The sequence below is a fragment of the Nonomuraea sp. CA-143628 genome, from assembly GCF_050942315.1.
Classification (GTDB): Bacteria; Actinomycetota; Actinomycetes; order Streptosporangiales; family Streptosporangiaceae; genus Nonomuraea.
In genome coordinates, this window is the sequence record NZ_CP192072.1 from 13,080,689 (window position 1) to 13,099,929 (window position 19,241).

Here is a 19,241-nt window from a genome sequence, read left to right on the forward strand (position 1 = left end):
CCTCCGACCAGGGGAAGCGCTTTCCCAGCCACCCTATTAAATGCTACACATGCTTGACGTAGCGAAAAATGGATGTCGAAAATAGGGACGTGTCCGAGACAGCGCCCGAGGTGTCCTTCGACACCCATCCCGACCGCTACCGCCACCTCCGCGTCGAGTACGACGCCGAGATCGCCCGCATCGTCCTCCAGGTGGATGAGAGCGGCGGCCTGGTCCCCGGCTACGAGCTCAAGCTCAACTCCTACGACCTGGGCGTGGACATCGAGCTGTACGACGCCGTCCAGCGCCTGCGCTTCGAGCACCCCGAGGTCCGCGCCGTGATCATCACCGGCGGCCTGGAGAAGGTGTTCTGCGCGGGCGCCAACATCAGGATGCTGGCCGGATCGACGCACTCCTGGAAGGTGAACTTCTGCAAGTTCACCAACGAGACCCGCAACGGCATCGAGGACGCGACCGCGCACTCCGGTCAGACCTACCTCGCGGCGATCAACGGCACGGCGGCCGGTGGCGGCTTCGAGCTGGCGCTGGCCTGCGACCGGATCATTCTGCTGGACGACGGCTCCACGGCCGTGTCGCTGCCGGAGGTGCCACTGCTCGCCGTACTGCCCGGCACCGGGGGCCTGACCCGGCTGGTCGACAAGCGCGGCGTACGCAAGGACCTGGCGGACGTGTTCGCCACGCGCAGCGAGGGCGTGCGCGGCTCGCGCGCGGTGGAGTGGGGCCTGGTCGACGAGGCGGTGCCGCGCAGCAGGTTCGAGGAGACGGTACGGCGGCGCGCCACCGAGGCCGCCGCCCGCTCCACCCGCCCGCGCGACGCCAAGGGGATCGCGCTGACCCCGCTGAAGCGCGAGGTGAGCGCCGACGCGATCCGCTACCCGAACGTCACCGCGGACCTCGACCGGGCGAACGGGCTGGTCACCATCACGGTGTACGGCCCTCGCCAGGACATCGAGTCCTGGCCGCTGGCGCTCACCCGGGAGCTGGACGACCTGATCCTGCGGCTGCGCACGAACGAGCTGGAGCTGGGCACCTGGGTGATCAAGACCCAGGGCGACGCCCGGCGCGTACTCGACGCCTGGCAGGGCGACGGCTGGCCGGCCGACGAGATCCGGCACTACTTCAAGCGCACGCTCAAACGCCTGGACGTGACGAGCCGCAGCCTGATCGCGCTGATCGAGCCGGGCAGCTGCTTCGCCGGGCCGCTGCTGGAGCTGGCGCTGGCCTGCGACCGCCAGTACATGTTCGACGAAGAGGGCACCGCGATCACCCTCACCGAGGCGAACTTCGGCGCGTTCCCCATGGGCAACGGCCTGTCCCGGCTGGCCGCCCGCTTCCTCGGCGACCCCGGCCACCTCGCCAAGCTACGACAGGAGACCGGCCGCGAGATCGACGCCGCCGAGGCCGACGAGCAGGGCCTGGTCACCTTCGCGCTCGACGACATCGACTGGGCGGACGAGGTGCGCATCGCGCTGGAGGAGCGGGCGGCCCTGAGCCCGGACGCGTTGACCGCGATGGAGGCCAACCACCGCTTCGCCGGCCCCGAGACGCTGGAGACGAAGATCTTCGCCCGGCTCACCGCCTGGCAGAACTGGGTGTTCAACCGCCCCAACGCCGCAGGTCCCGAGGGCGCGCTGCGCCGCTACGGCACCGGGCAGCGGCCCGCCTTCGACCGGAAGCGAGTGTGAGATGTCCATCGACTACGGCGAGCGCATCCCGAACAACGTCAACCTGGCCGAGGACCGGCGGCTGCAACGGGCGCTGGAGTCGTGGCAGCCCGGGTTCCTGCGCTGGTGGGGCGAGATGGGACCGGCGCTGCCGACCCAGGACGTCTACCTGCGTACGGCGGTGGCGGTGGGCCGGGAGGGCTGGGCGCACTTCGGACACGTGGCGCTGCCCGAATACCGGTGGGGCATCTTCCTGGCCGAGCGCGACCCCGACCGGCGCATCGCCTTCGGCCAGCACCGGAGGCAGCCGGTCTGGCAGCAGGTGCCCGGTGAGTTCCGCGCCGAGCTGCAGCGGCTCATCGTGGTGCAGGGCGACACCGAACCGGCCAGCGTGGAGCAGCAGCGCCGCCTCGGGCTGACCGCGCCCAGCCTGTACGACCTGCGCAACCTGTTCCAGGTCAACGTCGAGGAGGGCCGGCACCTGTGGGCCATGGTCTACCTGCTGCACGCCTACTTCGGCCGGGCCGGTCGCGACGAGGCCGACGCGCTGCTGCTGCGCAACTCCGGCAGCGAGGACTCGCCGCGCATCCTGGGCGCTTTCAACGAGGAGACGCCGGACTGGCTGTCGTTCTTCATGTTCACCTACTTCACCGACCGCGACGGCAAGTATCAGCTGGGCACGCTGAAGGAGAGCGCCTTCGATCCGCTCAGCCGTACGTGTGAGTTCATGCTGAAGGAGGAGGCCCACCACATGTTCGTCGGCACCACCGGCGTGGACCGGGTGGTGGAGCGCACCGCGACGCTGATGCGCGAGCACGACACCGACGACATCCAGAAATATGGCGGCATCCCGCTTGATGTCATCCAGAAGTACATCAACTTCCACTACAGCGTCAGCCTGGACCTGTTCGGCGGCGAGACCTCCACGAACGTGGCCAACTACTACACGGCCGGGCTCAAGGGCCGCTGGCAGGAGGAACGCCGCAAGGACGACCACCTGCTCACCGAGGCGGCCACCACCGTCCAGCAGGTCGTGGACGGCCGCCTGGCCGACGTGCGCCTGCCCGCGCTGACCGCGCTCAACGCCGACCTGCGCGGGGAGTACATCGCCGACTGCGCCACCGGCCTGACCCGGTGGAACCGCATCCTGGACGGCGTCGCCACCCTGTACCTGCCGCATGTCGGCTTCAACCGCCAGGTCGGCGCGTTCGCCGGGCACCACCTCACCCCGGACGGCCGCCTCGTCGACCGGGCGGCCTGGGAGCGCGACCGGGACCGCTGGCTGCCCACCCCCACCGACAAGGCGTACGTCCACAGCCTGATGCGCCCGGTCTACGAACCCGGCAAGATCGCCGCCTGGCTGGCCCCGCCGCGCAACGGCATCAACGGGCGGCCGCTCGACTACGAGTACGTCCACCTCTGAGGGGTCATGTCTGAGGGATCATGGATGTCTCGGGCTCGGGCCGCGGAAGGCGAGGGCGGGGACGTGACCGTCGTACATCTCGCTGACCGTCACGAAGTGGAAGCCGCGCTTGGCCAGCCTCTTCAGCACTTGAGGGATCGCTGCCACGGTGGTCGGCCTGATGTCATGAAAAAGAATGATGGATCCGGGCCGCGTCGGGCCGACCGCGGCACGGGTCACGTGGCCGCTGTTGCGGTACAACCAGTCCAGGGTGTCCACGCTCCACAGCACCAGCGGGTGCGGTGACTGCCTGCGTACGACGCGGTCGAAAGCACCGTACGGCGGGCGGACCAGCGTGGGCGTCACCCCGGTCGCCTTCCGGATCGCCTGGTCGGTCCTGGCCAGGTCCGCTCGCACCTCACGGGCGGACAGCCTGGTCAGGTCGCGGTGCGACCAGCTGTGGTTGCCGACCTCGTGCCCGGCCCGCACGACGTCGCGCACCACGCCGGGGCGCGCGACCACGTTCTGCCCGACGACGAAGAACGTGGCCCGCGCCCGGTACCTGGCCAGGTATTGGAGCAACCTGGGGGTGTACGGACTCGGGCCGTCGTCGAAGGTGAGCGCCACGCACTTGACCCGGCGGCAGTCGACCGAGCCGTCCGCCGTATATCCGGGCAGCGCCATGCGGCCGGACGGACGCATGACCTGCGCCTGCGCCCGCCGGCCGAAGTCCGACAGCAGGGGCTCCACCTCGGCGCGCGGCAACACGGCCTGCACCTGGCCGACGGCCCCCGCCGCCACCTCCCCTTCGTCGAAGGTCACGACCAGATCGCCGTCCTTGGTGAAGCCCAGGTCGTCGAGCGTCTGGGCGCTCCGGTCGGCGAGCCGTGCCTTCTCGGTCAGCGCCTTCTCCGTCAGCGCCTTCTCCGTCAGCGCCTTCTCCGTCAGCGACTCGAACCCGCTCATGGACGCCGCGTCGATGAGCGACATGGCGGGCACGACCTGGCCCTTGACCCCGTCGTACCAGAGCGACGTCGTCGACTTGCCGTCGCCCGCGCCCCCGAGCTGGTAGACGGTGAACCGGACCCCGATCACGTCGCCCGAGGCCGCCACGAAGCCGAACCCGACGTTCAGCTCGGGCGCCTTCCCGTCCTGCTCGCCGCACCCGCTCTCCCGCGCCCACTTCAGGAACGTGGCCCGCCGCGCCTCGACCAGCCGGCTCAGCGCGTCCGTCAGTGGCTGCGCGCCCGGCACCTGCGGGTACGTGGTCGACCAGGCACAGGATCCCTCGTTGCCATTGTCACGAACCACCCGCAGCCCACGCATCCACGTCGGCGCGACCGTCGCGACCGGGTCCTCCGACCGTTTGACGGAGGCCTGCCACACCTCGGACGCCTGCCCGATCCCCCCGCACGATGTCGATGTCAACGTGACCACCGCCAGTGCCGCCACCAGACGCCTCATGATCACGACCCCCCGCCGTTTCCGCCCCTGACCCGTTCGACTCCCGGTTCCAGCTATTGGTTCGCCAAACAGGCCGTCCTGGATGGTCTACTTCGACGGTAACTCGGCCGGTCAGCTACGTTTGCGCAGCATGAGTGACAATCGCATCCCGCCCCCCTTCATCGCCGACGAGCGCGCCATGCTCACCAACTGGCTCGACTGGCATCGCGAGACCCTGGCCGTCAAGTGCGACGGTCTGTCGGAGGAACAGCTGCGGCAGCGTTCCGCCCCGCCGTCGACCATGTCGCTGCTCGGCTTGGTCCGGCACATGGCCCACGTGGAGCGGTCCTGGTACCGGGGGGTGCTGAACGGCGAGGACGTCCCGAAGCTGTGGGGCAAGGATGCCAACATCGACGCCGACTTCGACGATGTCGACACCGCCTCGGCCGACGAGGCGTTCAAGACCTGGCAGACCGAGATCGAGCACGCCCGCGAGGTGTCTGCCAGGGTGCCGCTCGACGCGCTGGGCAAGCAGCAGCGCCATGGGCAGGACTGCTCCCACCGGTGGATCCTCGTCCACATGATCGAGGAGTACGCCCGCCACAACGGCCACGCCGACTTCCTGCGCGAGCAGATCGACGGTGTGACGGGCGAATAGCGTCCCCGCCCGGCACGCGGCGCTCAATCAGACCACTGAGCCCGCCACACTCAACCGCGCTCAGCAACGCCGCTGAGCCCACCACGCCCAGTAGCGCCACTGAGCCCGCCACATTCGATCGCGCTCACTGGCGCCGCTGAGCCTGCGGCGCTCAGCCAGGCCGCTGAGAGGGCAGGGCAGGGCCGGGCTATAAACCTACTATCTAGGTAGGATATGGTGGTTTTAGTTTCAGCGACCACCGCCGTGAAGGATGTCCCATGCGTTCCGCCGCGCTCACCATGCTCACTCGTCTGGGGCCCAACCGCCTGAGGCTCACTCGTCTGAGACTCAATCGCCTGGGGCTCAATCGCTCGGCGCTCACCGTCTCAGGGCTGGCCGTCTCAGGGCTCCTCGCCGCCTGCGGCAGCAGCGGTCCCGCCGTCCAGGCGCAGGCCGCCAATGGGGCACCCGTCTACGGGGGCACGCTGACCTACCTGGAGCATCAGCCACCGACCTGCCTCTACCTGCCCGCCGCCGGCTTCTATCCGAACGGCGGCGTGCTGAACCAGCTCACCGACAAGCTGACCTGGCAGGACCCGAAGACGCTGCGGATCGAGCCGTGGATCGCCACCAAGTGGGAGGTGAACAAGGACGCCACCGAATACACCTTCCACCTGCGCGACGGCGTGACCTTCAGCGACGGCAGCCCGCTCGACGCCTCAGCCGTGGCCGCCAACTTCGACGTGTACGGCCTGGGCGACACCGACCTCAAGCTGCCCCCGGCCGAGTTCGTCAACAACTACGAACGCAGTGAGGTCATCGACAACAGAACCGTGCGCTTCCATTTCAAGAAGCCGTCACCCGGTTTTCTGCAAGGAACCTCGGTCATCGGCGCGGGCCTGGTGTCGAAGAAGACGATCTCGCTGCCGTACGAACAGCAGTGCCAGCTCAAGAACGTCATCGGATCCGGCCCGTTCACCGTGGCGAAGCAGGTCGTGGACAAGGAGATCGACCTGGCCGCCCGCAAGGACTACAACTGGGCGCCGGCGTCGTCGAAGCACCAGGGCCGCGCGTACCTGGACACGATCAAGATCATCGTGACGCCCGAGGACAACGTGCGGGTGGGCGCGCTCACCTCCGGCCAGGCCGACTACGTGCGCTACGTACAGGCTTATGACGAAAAAACCGTCAAGGACGCGAATTTCAAGATTTATGCGGAGCCGACCAGAGGCGTGAACAACGGCCTCTACCTGCGGCCCGGCAACAGCATCCTCAGCGACCTCGACGTACGCAAAGCGCTCCAGGCAGGAACCAACGCCAAGGAGGTGGTCGACACCCTGTTCACCCCGAGCTACCCGGTCGCCACCTCGGTCCTCAGCCACCTCGCCCACGGGTACGTCGACCTGTCCAAGGAGCTCGCCTACGACCCGGCCAAGGCCAACGCCCTGCTCGACAAGGCGGGCTGGGCGCGCGGCGCCGACGGCATCCGGGCCAAGAACGGCAAGCCGCTCCAGCTGGGCGTCTTCGTCTCGGGCCCGCAACCGCTGTCCAAGCAGACCCTCGAACTCATAGCCCAGCAGTGGACCAAGATCGGCGTGAAGCTGGAGATCCGCCCCGCCGACGCCGGCACCCAGGCCGTCGACATCAAGGACGCGGAGAAGACCGCCATCGCCCACTCGATGGTCGGCCGAGCCGACGAGGACGTGATCAAGAGCCACTTCCACAGCCAGAACCGCGACGTCATCCTGTCCAAGGACACCAAACTCGACAAGCTCCTGGAGGAGGAGTCGGCCCTGGCGGACAAGGCCGCCCGTGACGCCAAGGTCGGCGAGATCCAGCACTACGTGGTGGACCAGGGCTACGCGATCCCGCTGTTCGAGGAGCCGCAGGTCTACGGCGCCGCCCCGTACGTCCAGGGTGTCGCCTTCGAGGCGGTGGCCAGGCCCACCTTCTACTCGGTCTGGCTGTCGAAGCGGTGACCCGATACGTCCTGCTGCGCGTCGGGCAGGCGGCGCTGGTGCTGTGGGCCGCCTTCACGGCGGGCTATGTCCTCCTCCAGCTCCTGCCCGGCGACTCGATCCTGATCAAGTTCCAGAACCCGGAGCTCGGGCTGTCGCCCCAGCAGATCGCCGAGATCCGCGCCTACTACGGCGGCGGCGACCCGCCGATCATCGGCTACCTCCACACGCTGCTCGGCTTCCTGCGCGGCGGCTTCGGCTACTCGATCGACACCGGCACGCCGGTGATCGAACGGCTGGCCGAGGCGCTGCCGGAGACGGCCAAACTGGCCACGGCGGGCTTCGCGCTGGCCGTGCTGATCGCCGTCGTGCTCGCCTTCGCCGCCGGTTACAGCCGTACGTCGTGGCTGCGCGGGGCGCTGCTGGCGGTGCCGTCGCTGTTCGTCTCGGTGCCCGCCTTCTGGCTGGGGATCCTGCTGATCCAGGTGTTCTCGTTCCAGCTCGGGCTGGTGCCGGTGATCGGCGGCAGCCCGACGCAGCAGCTCCTCCTACCAGTGCTGACGTTGGCCGTGCCGATCTCGGCGCCGATCGCGCAGGTGCTGGCGCGCGGCATCGACCAGGTCTACACGCAGCCGTTCGTACCCGTCGTGGCCGCCAAGGGCGCGTCGCAATGGTGGATCCTGTGGCGGCATGTGGCCCGCAACGCGATGCTGCCCGCGCTGACCGTCGCCGGGATGACGTTCGGCGAGCTCATCGCGGGGTCGGTCGTCACCGAGACGGTCTTCGGCCGCAACGGCGTCGGACGGCTGACCGAGCAGGCGGTCAACGCGCAGGACACACCGGTGATGCTGGCCGTCGTGGTGCTCGCGAGCAGCGTGTTCGTCCTGGTCAACCTGGGTGTGGACCTGCTGTTCCCGGTGCTCGACCCGCGACTGAAGGCGGCGGCGTGAAGATCCTGTCCCTTGCCGTGCCTTGGGAGGCGGCAGCGTGAAGATCCAGTCTCGTGTCGTGCTCTGGGAGGCGGCAGCGTGAAGGCCCTGTCCTGGTTGACGATCGCCCTTGTCGTGCTCTGGGCCGTCGTGCCCGCCCTGTTCACCGAGCACGACCCGCTGGCCGGGGTGCCGGCCGAGAAGCTGCGCCCGCCGAGCACCGAGCACCTGTTCGGCACCGACGCCGTGGGCCGCGACCTGTTCGCCCGCGTGGTGCACGGCTCCGTGCACTCCCTGTCGGGCGCGTTCGTCGCCGTCGCCGTGGGCCTGCTCGCGGGCACGCTGCTCGGCCTGCTGGCCGGGTCGACCGGTGGGCTGCTCGACGACGCCGTCATGCGGGTGGCCGACGTCCTGCTGTCCGTACCCGGCCTGCTCTTGGCGCTGACGGTGATCATCCTGCTCGGCCCCGGCACGGTCAACGTGGCGATCGCGGTCGGCATCGGGTCGGTCGCCGCGTTCGCCCGCCTGTCGCGCTCGGAGGTCGTACGGGTGCGCCGGTCCGACTACGTGGAGGCCGCGTTCGGCAGCGGCGGCCGACTCCCGGCCGTGCTCTGGCGGCACGTCCTGCCCAACTCGCTCGGCCCGGTCATCGCGCTGGCCGCCCTGCAGTTCGGGGTGGCGATCCTGGCCATCTCGACGCTCGGCTTCCTCGGCTACGGCGCCGAGCCGCCGACGCCGGAGTGGGGCCTGCTCATCTCGGAGGGCCGCAACTACCTGGCCACCTCGTGGTGGCTGACGACGCTGCCCGGCGTGGTGGTCGTGGCCGTGGTACTGGCCGCGAGCCGAATCAGCCGCTCTATCGGAGGGAACACGACATGAGCTGGTCGATTGGAGGCCCCAACCAATGAGCCTCCTGGACGTACGCGACCTCGCGGTCTCCTACGACGCCCGGCCGGCGGTCCAGGGGATCTCGTTCACGGTCGAGCCCGGCGAGGTGGTCGCGGTGGTCGGCGAGTCCGGCTCCGGCAAGACGACCACCGCCCACTCGATCATCGGCCTGCTGCCCCCGAACGCCACCGTCGACAGCGGCCGGATCCTGCTCGGCGACTCCGACCTGGCCACCTGGTCCACCCGCCGGATGGAATCGATCAGGGGCGCCCAGATCGGCCTGATCCCGCAGGACCCGTCCAACTCCCTGAACCCGGTCAAGACCGTCGGCGCCCAGATCGGCGAGGTCCTGCGCATCCACAAACGCGGCGACCGTCGTACGATCTCCCGCCGCGTCGTGGACCTGCTCACCCGCGTCGGCCTGCTGGACCCGGAGGCGCGCGCCCGCCAGTACCCGCACGAGCTGTCCGGCGGGATGCGTCAGCGGGTCCTCATCGCCATCGCGATCGCCCTGGAACCGCGGCTCGTCATCGCCGACGAACCGACCAGCGCGCTGGACGTCACCGTGCAGCGGCGCATCCTGGACCTCATCGACGACCTGCGCGCCGAGTTCGGTACGGCGGTTCTGCTGGTCACCCACGACCTGGGCATCGCCGCGAACCGCTCGGACCGCCTGATCGTCATGAAGGACGGCCGGATCGAGGAACAGGGCCCGTCGGGCCAGGTCCTGTCGGATCCGCAGGCCGCCTATACCGGACAGCTGCTGCGCGACGCGCCCGCGCTGTCGGTGCGCGAGTTCCGCGCGGTAGAGGCGGTAGAGGAGGTCACAGACGAGGAGCCCGCGATCGTGGTTCGCGACCTCGTCAAGGAGTTCCGCGTCGGGAGACGTCCGTTCCGCGCCGTCGACGGGGTGTCCTTCGAGGTACTCCCCGGCACCACGCACGCCCTCGTGGGCGAGTCCGGATCGGGCAAGACGACCACGGCCCGCATGGTCGTACGCTTCGCCGAGCCCACCTCCGGCACCGTGACGATCTCCGGCACGGGAACGGTGGCCGCAGCGAGGACGGTCGCCGGAGCGGGGACGACCGCCGGAGCAGAGACGGTCGCCGGAGGGAGAGCGGTCGCCGGAGGGAGAGCGGTCGCCGGAGCGAAGGCGGGGCACGACTTCCGGCGTCATGTGCAGCTCGTCTACCAGAACCCCTACGGCTCGCTCGACCCCCGCCAGTCCATCGCCGCCATCGTGGAGGAGCCGCTGCGCAACTTCCGGCTCGGCGACCACGCCGCCCGCCGCCGCAGGGTGCGTGATCTGATGGAACGTGTGGCGCTCCCCGCGAGCCTGCTCGACCGCAGGCCACGCGAGCTGTCCGGCGGCCAGCGGCAGCGCGTGGCCATCGCCCGCGCGCTGGCCGTCGATCCGGGAGTCGTGGTGCTCGACGAGGCGGTCTCCGCGCTCGACGTGACCGTACAGGCGCAGATCCTGGACCTGCTCGAAGAGCTCCAGCGTGACCTGGGGCTGACTTATCTGTTCATCTCGCACGACCTCGCGGTGGTGCGCCAGATCTCACACACCGTTTCCGTCATGAACAAGGGACGCATAGTGGAATTCGGAACCACACAACGGGTCTTCACCGACCCACAACACGACTACACCCGCGAACTCCTGGCCGCGATCCCGGAGCCGGTGCGATGAGGCTGGGATTCTTCAGCCGGCTGCTCGACGAGGTGCCCGCCGACGAGCGCTACCGGCTGGCCGCCGAGCAGATCGGGCACGCGGAGTCCTTCGGGTTCGACACGGCGTGGGTGGCGCAGCACCACTTCGACGGCGCGGAGGGCGGACTGCCCGCGCCGCTGGTCTTCCTCGCCCATGTCGCCGCGCGTACCAGCCGGATCAGGCTCGGCACCGGCATCATCACGCTGCCGCTCGAACATCCGGTACGCGTGGCCGAGGACACCGCCGTACTCGACCTGCTGACCGGCGGCCGGCTCGAAGTGGGTGTCGGCAGCGGCGGCACGCCGTCGTCGTTCACCGCGTTCGGGAAGGAGAGCGCGCGGCGCGCGGCCGTCTACGCCGCGCATCTGGCGGTGCTCGTCGACGCCTGGTCGGGCCGCGACCTCGGCGGCGGCAACCGGCTCTATCCCGCGGCGCCGCGGCTGCTCGACGCCGTCTGGGAGGCGACGTTCTCGGTGAGCGGCGGCGCCAGGGCGGGGCGGGCGGGCAACGGGCTGATGCTGTCGCGTACCCAGCCACGTTCCGAGGAGCATCCCGAGGCGACGCTGGCGGAGATCCAGTTGCCCATCGTGGACGCCTACTACGAGAACCTGCCCGCGGGCACCGCGCCCCGGATCGTGGCGTCGCGGACCGCGTTCGTGGCCGACAGCCGGGCCGAGGCGCTGCGGTACGCCGAACGCGGGCTGAGCCGCGCCCGGTTGCCGTTCGAGACCTCCCGCGACCGCATCACCGCCTTCGACGTGCACGTGGGCACCCCGCAGGACGTCATCGACAGCCTCAAGGCCGATCCCACGCTCGACCGGGTCACCGACCTGGTCCTGCAGGTGCACTCGGTCGACCCGCCGCACCCGCTGATCCTCCGCTCCATCGAACTGCTGGCGACCGAGGTCGCCCCCGCGTTCGGCTGGGCCCCGAACACCACGGAATTGAGCTCCACATGATCGACGTGATCGACCACCTGGTGGGGATCGAGCCGGACTCCCCGCTCGATCGCCTGCGCGACCGGCGGCCGGACGCCCGTGAGCACGCCCAGCGCGGCTTCGACGCGCTGCTCACCCCTGACGTGCCCGGCGCGGTCTCGCTGGTCGAGCGGGACGCGGTGGCGGCCTTCGTGACCGGCCTGCACAGCGATCCCCGTACCGCCCGTTTCTACGCCGACCGGCTCGCCGAGCTGGCCCCCGAGCTGCTCGGCGCGGTCCGGCTGGAGATCGAGGCCGGGAGTACGACCGGCCCCTACGGCACCTACCCCGCCGACGGACCCCTCGCCGCCGAGAGCGACGAAGGGCTGCGTTACCGGACCCGGCAGCCCGAAGCGCTCGGGGCCCGGCTCGCCGCCGCCTTCGAGCACGCGCATCTGCTGGTGTTCCGCCCACGCGAGGCCGACCCCAAGGACCTGCGGGCACTCACGGACGCGGGCTGGAGCGACCCGGCCATCGTGACGCTCTCGCAGCTCGTGGCCTTCCTCAGCTTCCAGATCCGGGTGGTCGCGGGCCTGCGGCTGCTCGGCGCCGCCCAGAAGGAGACCACCGCATGACCAACTCCACCACCGACCAGCTGGGCTTCACCACCGACCAGCTGGGCTGGACACCGTGGCTGACGCCACTGGCCGAACACGAGCTGACCGAGGCCCACCGGGAGGCCCTGGTCGACGCGTCCCGCGCCGCCTCGCCGTACTTCAGGCTGCTCGCCCACGACCCGGAGATCCTGCACGCGCGGACCAAGACCGACAACGACATCTTCTACAACACCAAGGGCGGCCTGCCGCGCCCGGAACGCGAGCTGGCCGCCACCGCCACCTCGCGCCGCAACGGGTGCGTCTTCTGCGCCTCCGTGCACGCGCGGTTCGCGGCGCACTACTCCAAACGGCCCGACGACGTACGGCGGCTGCTCGACGAGGGCGTGGCGGCGCCGCAGGACGGGCGGTGGCGGGCCGTCATCGACGCCTCGGTGGCGCTGGCGGCCACACCGTCCGAGTTCGGTGCCGAGCACATCGAGGCGCTGCGCGCGGCCGGGCTGGACAATCTGGCGATCAGCGACACGATTCACGCGGCGGCCTTCTTCAACTGGGCGAACCGGCTCATGCTCTCGCTAGGAGAGCCCACCGACGACCGGAAGGCAGACTAATGACCGATCCGAGAGCCCACCGCCGACCGGAGGCAGTCCAGTGACCGATCCTGGCCTCGACCACCTCGTCTACGCCGTACCCGACCTCCTGCTCGGCGTCGCCGACTTCGCCGAGCGCACCGGGGTCACCCCGGCGGTCGGGGGCCGCCACCCCGGCGGCACCGCCAACTACCTGGTCGGCTTCGGCGAGACCTCCTACCTGGAGATCGTCGGCCCCGATCCGGAAGCGGACCCCGGACCCCGGCGCTCCTTCTTCGACCTGGAGACCGTCACCGAACCGCGGCTCATCACCTGGGCCGTGCGCTCCGCGGACCTCGACAAGTCCGTACGGGAGGCCCGCGAGCAGGGCTACGACCCCGGCGACATCGAGCCGCTGTCCCGGCGCACCCCCGACGGCACTCTGCTGGAGTGGCGGCTCACCAGGCGAGACGATCCCGAGCCGGTCCAGCCGGTGCCGTTCCTTATCGACTGGGGCGACACCGCCCGTCCCGCAGGGCTGCCCCGGCTGGGGCTGTCCGCCTTCGGCGCGGTCCACCCGGAGCCCGCCGCGCTCCGCCGCGACCTGGCCGCGCTGGGCGTCGAGCTGGACGTCACAGAGGGCCCGGAGATCTTGTTGCGGGCCGTGCTCGACACCCCGCTCGGCCCCGTGACCCTGGCCTAGCCGCGCATTCCGTTGGCTTGATCGCGGGCTAGCCGCAAGAATGGCGCGATGGCTGACACTACGGAGACCGACTGGGTCTCCAGGTTCGCGGATGAGGTGATCTCCGAGGCGGAGCGTCGTGCCCCGGGGAAACCGATCGTCTGCGCCTCCGGATTGAGCCCATCAGGGCCGATCCACCTGGGCAACCTGCGGGAGGTCACGACTCCGCACCTGGTCGCCGACGAGATCCGCCGCCGCGGCCTCGACTGCGTGCACCTGCTGTCGTGGGACGACTACGACCGCTTCCGCAGGGTGCCCGCGGGCATCGACCCGTCCTGGGCCGACCACATCGGCAAGCCCCTGACCTCGGTGCCCGCCCCGCCGGGCAGCCCGTACGCGAGCTGGGCCGAGCACTTCAAAGCGCCGATGATCGAGGCGCTGGCCGACCTCGGCATCACCTACACCGGCATCAGCCAGACCGAGCAATACTCCGCCGGCACCTACCGCGAGCAGATCCTGCTCGCCATGCGCGAGCGGGAACGGATCAACGCGGTCCTGGCCCGCTACCGCACCAAGGAGGCGGCCCCCACCGAGGCGGTCGACTACTACCCCTACAGGCCCTATTGCGAGCTGTGCGAGCGGGATCTCACGACCGTCACCGCCTATGACGACGACAGCACCGAGCTGGCGTACGTGTGCGAGTGCGGGTTCGGGGAGACCGTGCGCCTGGCCGAGCACGACCGCGGCAAGCTGGTGTGGAAGGTCGACTGGCCGATGCGGTGGGCGTACGAGGGCGTGGTGTTCGAGCCTTCGGGCGTCGATCATCACTCCCCCGGCTCCGCCTGGGTGGTCGGCGGGCAGATCGTCGGCGAGGTGTTCGGCGGCGAGCGGCCGATCGGCCCGATGTACGCCTTCGTCGGCATCACCGGCATGGCCAAGATGAGCAGCTCCAAGGGTGGCGTGCCGACTCCGGCCGACGCGCTGGAGATCATGGAGGCCCCGGTGCTGCGCTGGCTGTACGCGCGGCGCAAGCCCTCCCAGTCCTTCAAGATCGCCTTCGACCAGGAGATCCAGCGGCTCTACGACGAGTGGGACAGCCTGGGCCGCAAGGTCGCAAACGACGCGGCCCAACCCGCCGAGCTGGCCGCCTACGAGCGGGCCGTACGCACGGCCGAGGGCCCGCTGGCCGCCACGCCGCGCCCGGTGCCGTACCGGACGCTGGCCTCCGTCGTCGACATCACCACGGGCGACGACGACCAGACGCTACGGATCCTGCGCGACCTCGACGGCGAGCTCACCTCACTCGACGAGGCCCGGCCCCGGCTCGACCGCGCGCAGCGTTGGGTCGACACCCAGGTCTCCGCCGACCAGCGCACCCGCGTGCGCGAGTCGCCCGACGCCGAGTTGCTCGCCGCGCTCGACGAGGACGAGCGGGACTCGCTGCGGCTGCTGGTCGACGGGCTCGACGAGCACTGGTCGCTCGACGGGCTGACCACGCTGGTCTACGGCGTGCCGAAGGTACGAGCCGGGCTGGCGCCCGACGCCAAGGCCACGCCCGAGCTGAAGACGGCGCAGCGAGCCTTCTTCGCCCTGCTGTATCGGCTCCTGGTCAGCCGCGACACCGGCCCACGCCTCCCCACCCTCCTCCTGGCCGTCGGCGCCGACCAGGTCCGGAAGCTGGTCGGCGCTTGAGCTCCGTCTTCCTCATCACCGGTATCTCGGCCGCGGGCAAGTCGACGGTCGGGCAGGCGCTGGCCGAGCGGCTGCCCCGATCGGCGCATGTCCGGGGTGACCTGTTCCGCCGCATGGTGGTCAACGGGGGTGTCGGCATGGCACCGGAGCCCGACGAGGAGGCGCACCGCCAGCTACGCCTGCGCTACCGGCTCGCCGCCACCGCGGCCGATCTCTATTTCCAGGAGGGTTTCACGCCGGTCGTCCAGGATGTGGTGCTGGGCGCGGACCTAGAGCTGTTCGCCGGGCTGATCCGGAGCCGTCCGCTGCACGTGATCGTGCTGGCCCCTGACGCCGCCGTGGTAGAGCGGCGGGAGGCGGAGCGCGCCAAGACGGGCTACGGCGTCTGGACGGCGGCCCAGCTCGACGAGGCGCTCCGGCGCGACACCCCGCGCCTCGGCCTCTGGCTCGACACCTCGTCCCAGACACCCGCCGAGACGGTCGACGAGATCCTCGCCAGGGCTGCGGAGTCCGTCGTCCACGTGGAGCCCGCCGTCTGACGGCCGCCGCCTGACGGTCGCCAGGCGTACGACCGCAGTCGCGCGGTCGCCGCCGTCCCGCGTGGAGCCCGCCCTCTGACCGACGCGCCCCGAGGGCCGCCATCTGACAGCGACCCGTCGTACGGTCACTTCCGGCCGGTGCGGGGTGGGCTGGGGCGTTCAGGGGGCAGGACCTCGACCGAGGTCTTGCGGATGTGGTCGTAGACGAGCGACGTACGCACGTCGGCGATGTTGCGATGCCGCGAGACATGGTCGAGCACGAAGTCACGCAGATGCCCCGTGTCGCGCACCGCCACCTGGATGATGAAGTCGTCGCCGCCCGACACCACGAAGATCGCCAGGGTCTCCGGCAGCGTGGCCACGTAGTCGCGGAACCCCTCCACCGCCTCGCGGATCTTGGGATGCAGCCGTACGTGGATGAGCGCCTGCACCGGACGCCCGATGGCGCCCAGGTTGACCTCGGCGTGGAAGCCTTCGATCACCCCGCTCCCGCGCAGCGACCGCACCCGTTCGAGGCAGGTCGAGGGCGCGATGCCGATCCGCTCGGCGAGCTCGCGGTTGGTCTGGCGGCCGTCGCGCTGCAGCTCGACGACGATGGCCGTATCAAGTTCGTCCACGCCCGCATTCTCCCACTAATCTCCGAACTTCCTTCGGAATCCAGGCTATTGAGTTGTCCATCCAGCAGAGAAAAGTGCAATCTCCCCTCATAAGTTCGGAGAAGGAGAGATGGATGACTGTGCTCGCCGACTGGATCGACAGCCTCGACCACCGTAGCGACCTGCCCACCCGGGATCTCCCGGTGAAGTGGGTGATGGTGATGGACCGTGACCTGCCCCGCGGCCTCCAGGCGAACGCCGCCGCCTGCCTCGCCGCCTCCGTGGGCCGTACGGTGCCCGCGATCCTCGGCTCGGGCGGCACCGACGCCGGCGGCCACGCGCATGCCGGGCTGCCGTGGATCGGCTGCACGGTGCTGGCCGCGCCCGCCGCGATCGTCAGCCGGGTGCGCGCCGACGCCGCCGCCGAGCCCGACCTGGTCGTCACCGACATGGCGGCCATCGCCCAGCGGACGAACGTCTACGACGACTACCTGGCCGAGCTCGCCCGCACCGAGGACCCGCCGTACTACGCGGTCAGCCTGCTCGGTCCGCGCGCGGCGGTGGAGCGCCACACCGGGCGGCTTCCTTTGCTTCGCTAAATATCCGGGTGCCTCAGTTACACGAGAAACCCGGGACTATATAAGCAGACATATACATATATCCGCGATCGATGCAAGAAGCTGTCAAGCGACTTGCATGCGGGTCGGCGCACCTTCGGGGCATGAACAAGCCCTTCGCCGTGAGCGTCACTGTAGTCGTTCCTGCGATGAACGAGGCCGGCAATCTCCCTCACGTCTTCGCGACGCTGCCCACCTGGATCGACGAGGTGGTCCTCGTCGACGGCAACTCGACCGACAACACGGTAGCCGTGGCCCGGCGGCTCCGGCCCGACCTGCGCGTGGTGACGCAGTCGGGACGCGGCAAGGGCAACGCCCTCATTGAGGGATTCGCCGCGGCACGTGGCGACATCATCGTCATGATCGACGCCGATGGGTCGACCGACGGTGGAGAGATTTCCTCCTTCGTCAGCACCCTGGTTCAAGGGGCCGATTTCGCCAAGGGCTCCAGGTACGCCCCGGGCGGTGGCTCCGACGACATCAGCCCGCTGCGCTCGCTCGGCAACAAGGTCCTCACGGGCCTGACGAACCTGTTGTACGGCACCCACTACACCGACCTGTGCTACGGCTACAACGCGTTCTGGGCCCGCCACCTGGACGCGATGGCGCTGGACTGCGACGGCTTCGAGATCGAGACGCTGATGAACGTCAGGGCCGCCCAGGCCGGACTCCGGATCAGCGAGGTGCCCAGCCACGAGCACTCCCGCATCCACGGCGAGAGCAACCTGCACGCCGTACGCGACGGCTGGCGCGTACTCAAGACGATCCTCCGGGAGCGCACCAGAGGGGCGATGGCACCGCAGGCCCAGGTGGCGCTCGCCGAGTGAACGGTGACATTCTCGGACGATGCGCTACATAGTCATCGGAGCAGGAGCAGTTGGCGGCACTATCGGGGCACGGTTGTTCCAGGGCGGGCACGAGGTCGTGCTGGTCGCGCGCGGCGCCCACTATGAGGCGCTGAAGAGCGGCGGGCTGCGCCTGATCACGCCCGACTCCACCGAGACCCTGGACGTGCCCGTGGCCGACGGCCCTGTGCCGACGCGCGACGACGACGCGCTGATCGTGGCGACCAAGTCGCAGGACACGATCAGCGCGCTCGACCCGTGGCCCAGGCACCTGCCGGTGGTGTGCGCCCAGAACGGCGTCGACAACGAGCGGACCGTCCTGCGGAGGTTCGACAAGGTTTACGGCATGTGCGTGTGGCTGCCCGCCTCACATCTGGAGCCCGGAACGGTCGCGGCCTTCGGCCACCCGTACTCGGGCATGCTGCATGTCGGACGTTATCCACAGGGTGTGGATGAAGTCTCCCGGCGGCTCGTCACCGACCTCAACAAGAGCGGCATGTACGGGCTCGACGCGCCCGACGTCATGCGCTGGAAGTACGCCAAGCTGCTCGGCAACCTGAACAACGCCGTCGACGCGGTCTGCCGGAGCGGTTCCGGCGGCGAGGCGCTGACCGAGCAGGCCAGGGCCGAGGGCATGGCCGTGCTGGAGGAGGCGGGCATCCCCTACGCCACGCCGAGCGAGCAGGCGGAGCTCCGCGGCGACAAGGTGGACGTCCGGCCGATCGAGGGCGTCGAACGCGGCGGCGGATCCTCCTGGCAGAGCCTGGCCAGGTCCAGCGGCTCGATCGAGGCCGACTACCTCAACGGCGAGATCGTGCTGCTCGGCCGCGAGTATGGGATCCCGACCCCGGCCAACGAGGTGCTCCAGCGCGAGGCCAACCGCCACGCGCGTGAGAAGCTGCCGCCCGGCTCGATGTCGGCCGCCGAGCTGGCCGCGCTCATCGACGAGCGTTCCGCAGCCGTATCCCGCTGAAGCCCAGCGTGCTGGCCGTCACCTCGTTCCAGAACGACCAGAGGTTGTCCAGCACGCGCAGCTGGATCCCGGCCTCCTCGTGCAGGTCCAGGAGATCCGGCACCGGCTCCGCGGGGCCGAGCGGCTTCACCGGCACCTCGGCCACGAGCGCGTGCCCGTCGTCGCCGATGGCGCGGAAAGGGCCGGCGGGCAGCCGGTAGGCGTAAAGGCCGACGTCCATGAGCGCCTTGAGCCAGCCGTACTCGATGGCGTGCACCCGGTCGCCGCAGCCCGCGCCGATGATCCGGTCGGCGTCGGCCTCGCTGGTGCCGGCCGTTTTCCAGGCCATCGCCCGCGGGCAGGCCCGCGGGAACCAGTAGTCGGGGCAGCGCTCGTAGCCGACCGCCCAGACGTACGGCTCGCGCAGGGCGGAGGTCGGCGCCACGTGCGGCACGAACAGCTCGATCGTCGGGTCCTCGGAGAAGTGCAGCACTTGGCCGGGCTCAGGTCTCATGATCTCCATGATGACCTGGAACCCCGGCCTGATCGGCGATCGCGCGGCATAGTCCGCCCGAGCCGGGGCAGT

General features: G+C 70.0%; 19 protein-coding genes. 16 read left to right on the top strand and 3 right to left on the bottom strand.

What is annotated here, in order from left to right; genetic code table 11:
• Positions 1–89 precede the first annotated feature (89 nt).
• Together boxC and boxB are read left to right on the top strand one after the other, a co-directional pair.
• The gene (gene boxC / locus ACQP2T_RS59665; RefSeq protein ID WP_433513500.1) at positions 90–1,685 is read left to right on the top strand and encodes a 2,3-epoxybenzoyl-CoA dihydrolase; all 1,596 of its coding nucleotides are present in this window, start codon (positions 90–92) and stop codon (positions 1,683–1,685) included.
• A gap of 1 nt (position 1,686) precedes the next feature.
• The gene (gene boxB / locus ACQP2T_RS59670) at positions 1,687–3,087 is read left to right on the top strand and encodes a benzoyl-CoA 2,3-epoxidase subunit BoxB (protein ID WP_433513501.1); all 1,401 of its coding nucleotides are present in this window, start codon (positions 1,687–1,689) and stop codon (positions 3,085–3,087) included.
• 18 nt (positions 3,088–3,105) lie between these two features.
• Here boxB and ACQP2T_RS59675 read toward each other — a convergent pair whose 3' ends face one another.
• Entirely contained in the window at positions 3,106–4,530 is a 1,425-nt protein-coding gene (locus tag ACQP2T_RS59675; protein WP_433513502.1) for a polysaccharide deacetylase family protein, read from the bottom strand.
• A gap of 130 nt (positions 4,531–4,660) precedes the next feature.
• Here ACQP2T_RS59675 and ACQP2T_RS59680 point away from each other — a divergent pair, with 130 nt between their 5' ends.
• The 11 genes from ACQP2T_RS59680 to ACQP2T_RS59730 all read left to right on the top strand — a co-directional run bounded on the left by ACQP2T_RS59680 (position 4,661) and on the right by ACQP2T_RS59730 (position 15,645).
• Entirely contained in the window at positions 4,661–5,167 is a 507-nt protein-coding gene (locus tag ACQP2T_RS59680; RefSeq protein ID WP_433513503.1) for a DinB family protein, read from the top strand.
• A gap of 257 nt (positions 5,168–5,424) precedes the next feature.
• Positions 5,425–7,125 carry a TIGR04028 family ABC transporter substrate-binding protein gene (locus ACQP2T_RS59685; protein WP_433513504.1) on the top strand — a complete coding sequence of 567 codons (1,701 nt, stop codon included), beginning with the start codon at positions 5,425–5,427 and terminating at the stop codon, positions 7,123–7,125.
• Positions 7,122–8,054 (top strand): ABC transporter permease, encoded by a 933-nt coding sequence (locus ACQP2T_RS59690; protein ID WP_433513505.1) that lies wholly within the window; start codon positions 7,122–7,124, stop codon positions 8,052–8,054. Before ACQP2T_RS59685 ends, ACQP2T_RS59690 begins: the two co-directional genes overlap by 4 nt.
• A gap of 78 nt (positions 8,055–8,132) precedes the next feature.
• Positions 8,133–8,912 carry an ABC transporter permease gene (locus ACQP2T_RS59695; RefSeq protein ID WP_433513506.1) on the top strand — a complete coding sequence of 260 codons (780 nt, stop codon included), beginning with the start codon at positions 8,133–8,135 and terminating at the stop codon, positions 8,910–8,912.
• A gap of 25 nt (positions 8,913–8,937) precedes the next feature.
• Positions 8,938–10,611: a dipeptide ABC transporter ATP-binding protein gene (locus tag ACQP2T_RS59700; protein ID WP_433513507.1), complete on the top strand. Its 1,674-nt coding sequence runs from the start codon at positions 8,938–8,940 to the stop codon at positions 10,609–10,611.
• Positions 10,608–11,591 carry a putative FMN-dependent luciferase-like monooxygenase gene (locus ACQP2T_RS59705; protein ID WP_433513508.1) on the top strand — a complete coding sequence of 328 codons (984 nt, stop codon included), beginning with the start codon at positions 10,608–10,610 and terminating at the stop codon, positions 11,589–11,591. Before ACQP2T_RS59700 ends, ACQP2T_RS59705 begins: the two co-directional genes overlap by 4 nt.
• Positions 11,588–12,184, top strand: coding sequence for a CMD domain protein (locus ACQP2T_RS59710; protein ID WP_433513509.1), 597 nt, complete (start codon positions 11,588–11,590; stop codon positions 12,182–12,184). The genes ACQP2T_RS59705 and ACQP2T_RS59710 overlap by 4 nt, the downstream gene beginning before the upstream one ends.
• Positions 12,181–12,774: an alkylhydroperoxidase domain protein gene (locus tag ACQP2T_RS59715; RefSeq protein ID WP_433513510.1), complete on the top strand. Its 594-nt coding sequence runs from the start codon at positions 12,181–12,183 to the stop codon at positions 12,772–12,774. Before ACQP2T_RS59710 ends, ACQP2T_RS59715 begins: the two co-directional genes overlap by 4 nt.
• 40 nt (positions 12,775–12,814) lie before the next feature.
• Positions 12,815–13,435 (top strand): VOC family protein, encoded by a 621-nt coding sequence (locus ACQP2T_RS59720; protein WP_433513511.1) that lies wholly within the window; start codon positions 12,815–12,817, stop codon positions 13,433–13,435.
• Between the two features lie 48 nt (positions 13,436–13,483).
• Positions 13,484–15,106 (top strand): lysine--tRNA ligase, encoded by a 1,623-nt coding sequence (lysS, locus tag ACQP2T_RS59725; RefSeq protein ID WP_433513512.1) that lies wholly within the window; start codon positions 13,484–13,486, stop codon positions 15,104–15,106.
• A complete protein-coding gene (locus tag ACQP2T_RS59730; protein WP_433513513.1) occupies positions 15,103–15,645 on the top strand; it encodes an AAA family ATPase in 543 nt (180 codons plus the stop codon). Before lysS ends, ACQP2T_RS59730 begins: the two co-directional genes overlap by 4 nt.
• A gap of 125 nt (positions 15,646–15,770) precedes the next feature.
• On the opposite strand, the gene ACQP2T_RS59735 is transcribed toward ACQP2T_RS59730, so the two are convergent.
• The gene (locus tag ACQP2T_RS59735; protein WP_433513514.1) at positions 15,771–16,262 is read right to left on the bottom strand and encodes an Lrp/AsnC family transcriptional regulator; all 492 of its coding nucleotides are present in this window, start codon (positions 16,260–16,262) and stop codon (positions 15,771–15,773) included.
• 113 nt (positions 16,263–16,375) lie between these two features.
• Here ACQP2T_RS59735 and ACQP2T_RS59740 point away from each other — a divergent pair, with 113 nt between their 5' ends.
• The 3 genes from ACQP2T_RS59740 to ACQP2T_RS59750 all read left to right on the top strand — a co-directional run bounded on the left by ACQP2T_RS59740 (position 16,376) and on the right by ACQP2T_RS59750 (position 18,676).
• Positions 16,376–16,840 carry a DUF2000 domain-containing protein gene (locus ACQP2T_RS59740; RefSeq protein WP_433513515.1) on the top strand — a complete coding sequence of 155 codons (465 nt, stop codon included), beginning with the start codon at positions 16,376–16,378 and terminating at the stop codon, positions 16,838–16,840.
• 122 nt (positions 16,841–16,962) lie between these two features.
• Positions 16,963–17,685, top strand: coding sequence for a glycosyltransferase family 2 protein (locus ACQP2T_RS59745; RefSeq protein WP_433513516.1), 723 nt, complete (start codon positions 16,963–16,965; stop codon positions 17,683–17,685).
• Between the two features lie 19 nt (positions 17,686–17,704).
• Positions 17,705–18,676 (top strand): ketopantoate reductase family protein, encoded by a 972-nt coding sequence (locus ACQP2T_RS59750; RefSeq protein ID WP_433513517.1) that lies wholly within the window; start codon positions 17,705–17,707, stop codon positions 18,674–18,676.
• Here the strand turns inward: ACQP2T_RS59750 and ACQP2T_RS59755 are convergent.
• Positions 18,642–19,169: a DUF6886 family protein gene (locus tag ACQP2T_RS59755; protein ID WP_433513518.1), complete on the bottom strand. Its 528-nt coding sequence runs from the start codon at positions 19,167–19,169 to the stop codon at positions 18,642–18,644. The genes ACQP2T_RS59750 and ACQP2T_RS59755 overlap by 35 nt on opposite strands.
• Between the last annotated feature and the right edge of the window lie 72 nt (positions 19,170–19,241).

Coding starts and splice junctions, on each gene's coding strand:
- ACQP2T_RS59675 (WP_433513502.1), bottom strand. CDS start 4,530: ATGAGGCGTCTGGTGGCGGCACTGGCGGTGGTCACGTTGACATCGACA.
- ACQP2T_RS59680 (WP_433513503.1), top strand. CDS start 4,661: ATGAGTGACAATCGCATCCCGCCCCCCTTCATCGCCGACGAGCGCGCC.
- ACQP2T_RS59755 (WP_433513518.1), bottom strand. CDS start 19,169: ATGAGACCTGAGCCCGGCCAAGTGCTGCACTTCTCCGAGGACCCGACG.
- ACQP2T_RS59715 (WP_433513510.1), top strand. CDS start 12,181: ATGACCAACTCCACCACCGACCAGCTGGGCTTCACCACCGACCAGCTG.
- ACQP2T_RS59745 (WP_433513516.1), top strand. CDS start 16,963: ATGAACAAGCCCTTCGCCGTGAGCGTCACTGTAGTCGTTCCTGCGATG.
- ACQP2T_RS59740 (WP_433513515.1), top strand. CDS start 16,376: ATGACTGTGCTCGCCGACTGGATCGACAGCCTCGACCACCGTAGCGAC.
- ACQP2T_RS59750 (WP_433513517.1), top strand. CDS start 17,705: ATGCGCTACATAGTCATCGGAGCAGGAGCAGTTGGCGGCACTATCGGG.
- ACQP2T_RS59700 (WP_433513507.1), top strand. CDS start 8,938: ATGAGCCTCCTGGACGTACGCGACCTCGCGGTCTCCTACGACGCCCGG.
- ACQP2T_RS59685 (WP_433513504.1), top strand. CDS start 5,425: ATGCGTTCCGCCGCGCTCACCATGCTCACTCGTCTGGGGCCCAACCGC.
- ACQP2T_RS59705 (WP_433513508.1), top strand. CDS start 10,608: ATGAGGCTGGGATTCTTCAGCCGGCTGCTCGACGAGGTGCCCGCCGAC.
- ACQP2T_RS59710 (WP_433513509.1), top strand. CDS start 11,588: ATGATCGACGTGATCGACCACCTGGTGGGGATCGAGCCGGACTCCCCG.
- boxB (WP_433513501.1), top strand. CDS start 1,687: ATGTCCATCGACTACGGCGAGCGCATCCCGAACAACGTCAACCTGGCC.
- lysS (WP_433513512.1), top strand. CDS start 13,484: ATGGCTGACACTACGGAGACCGACTGGGTCTCCAGGTTCGCGGATGAG.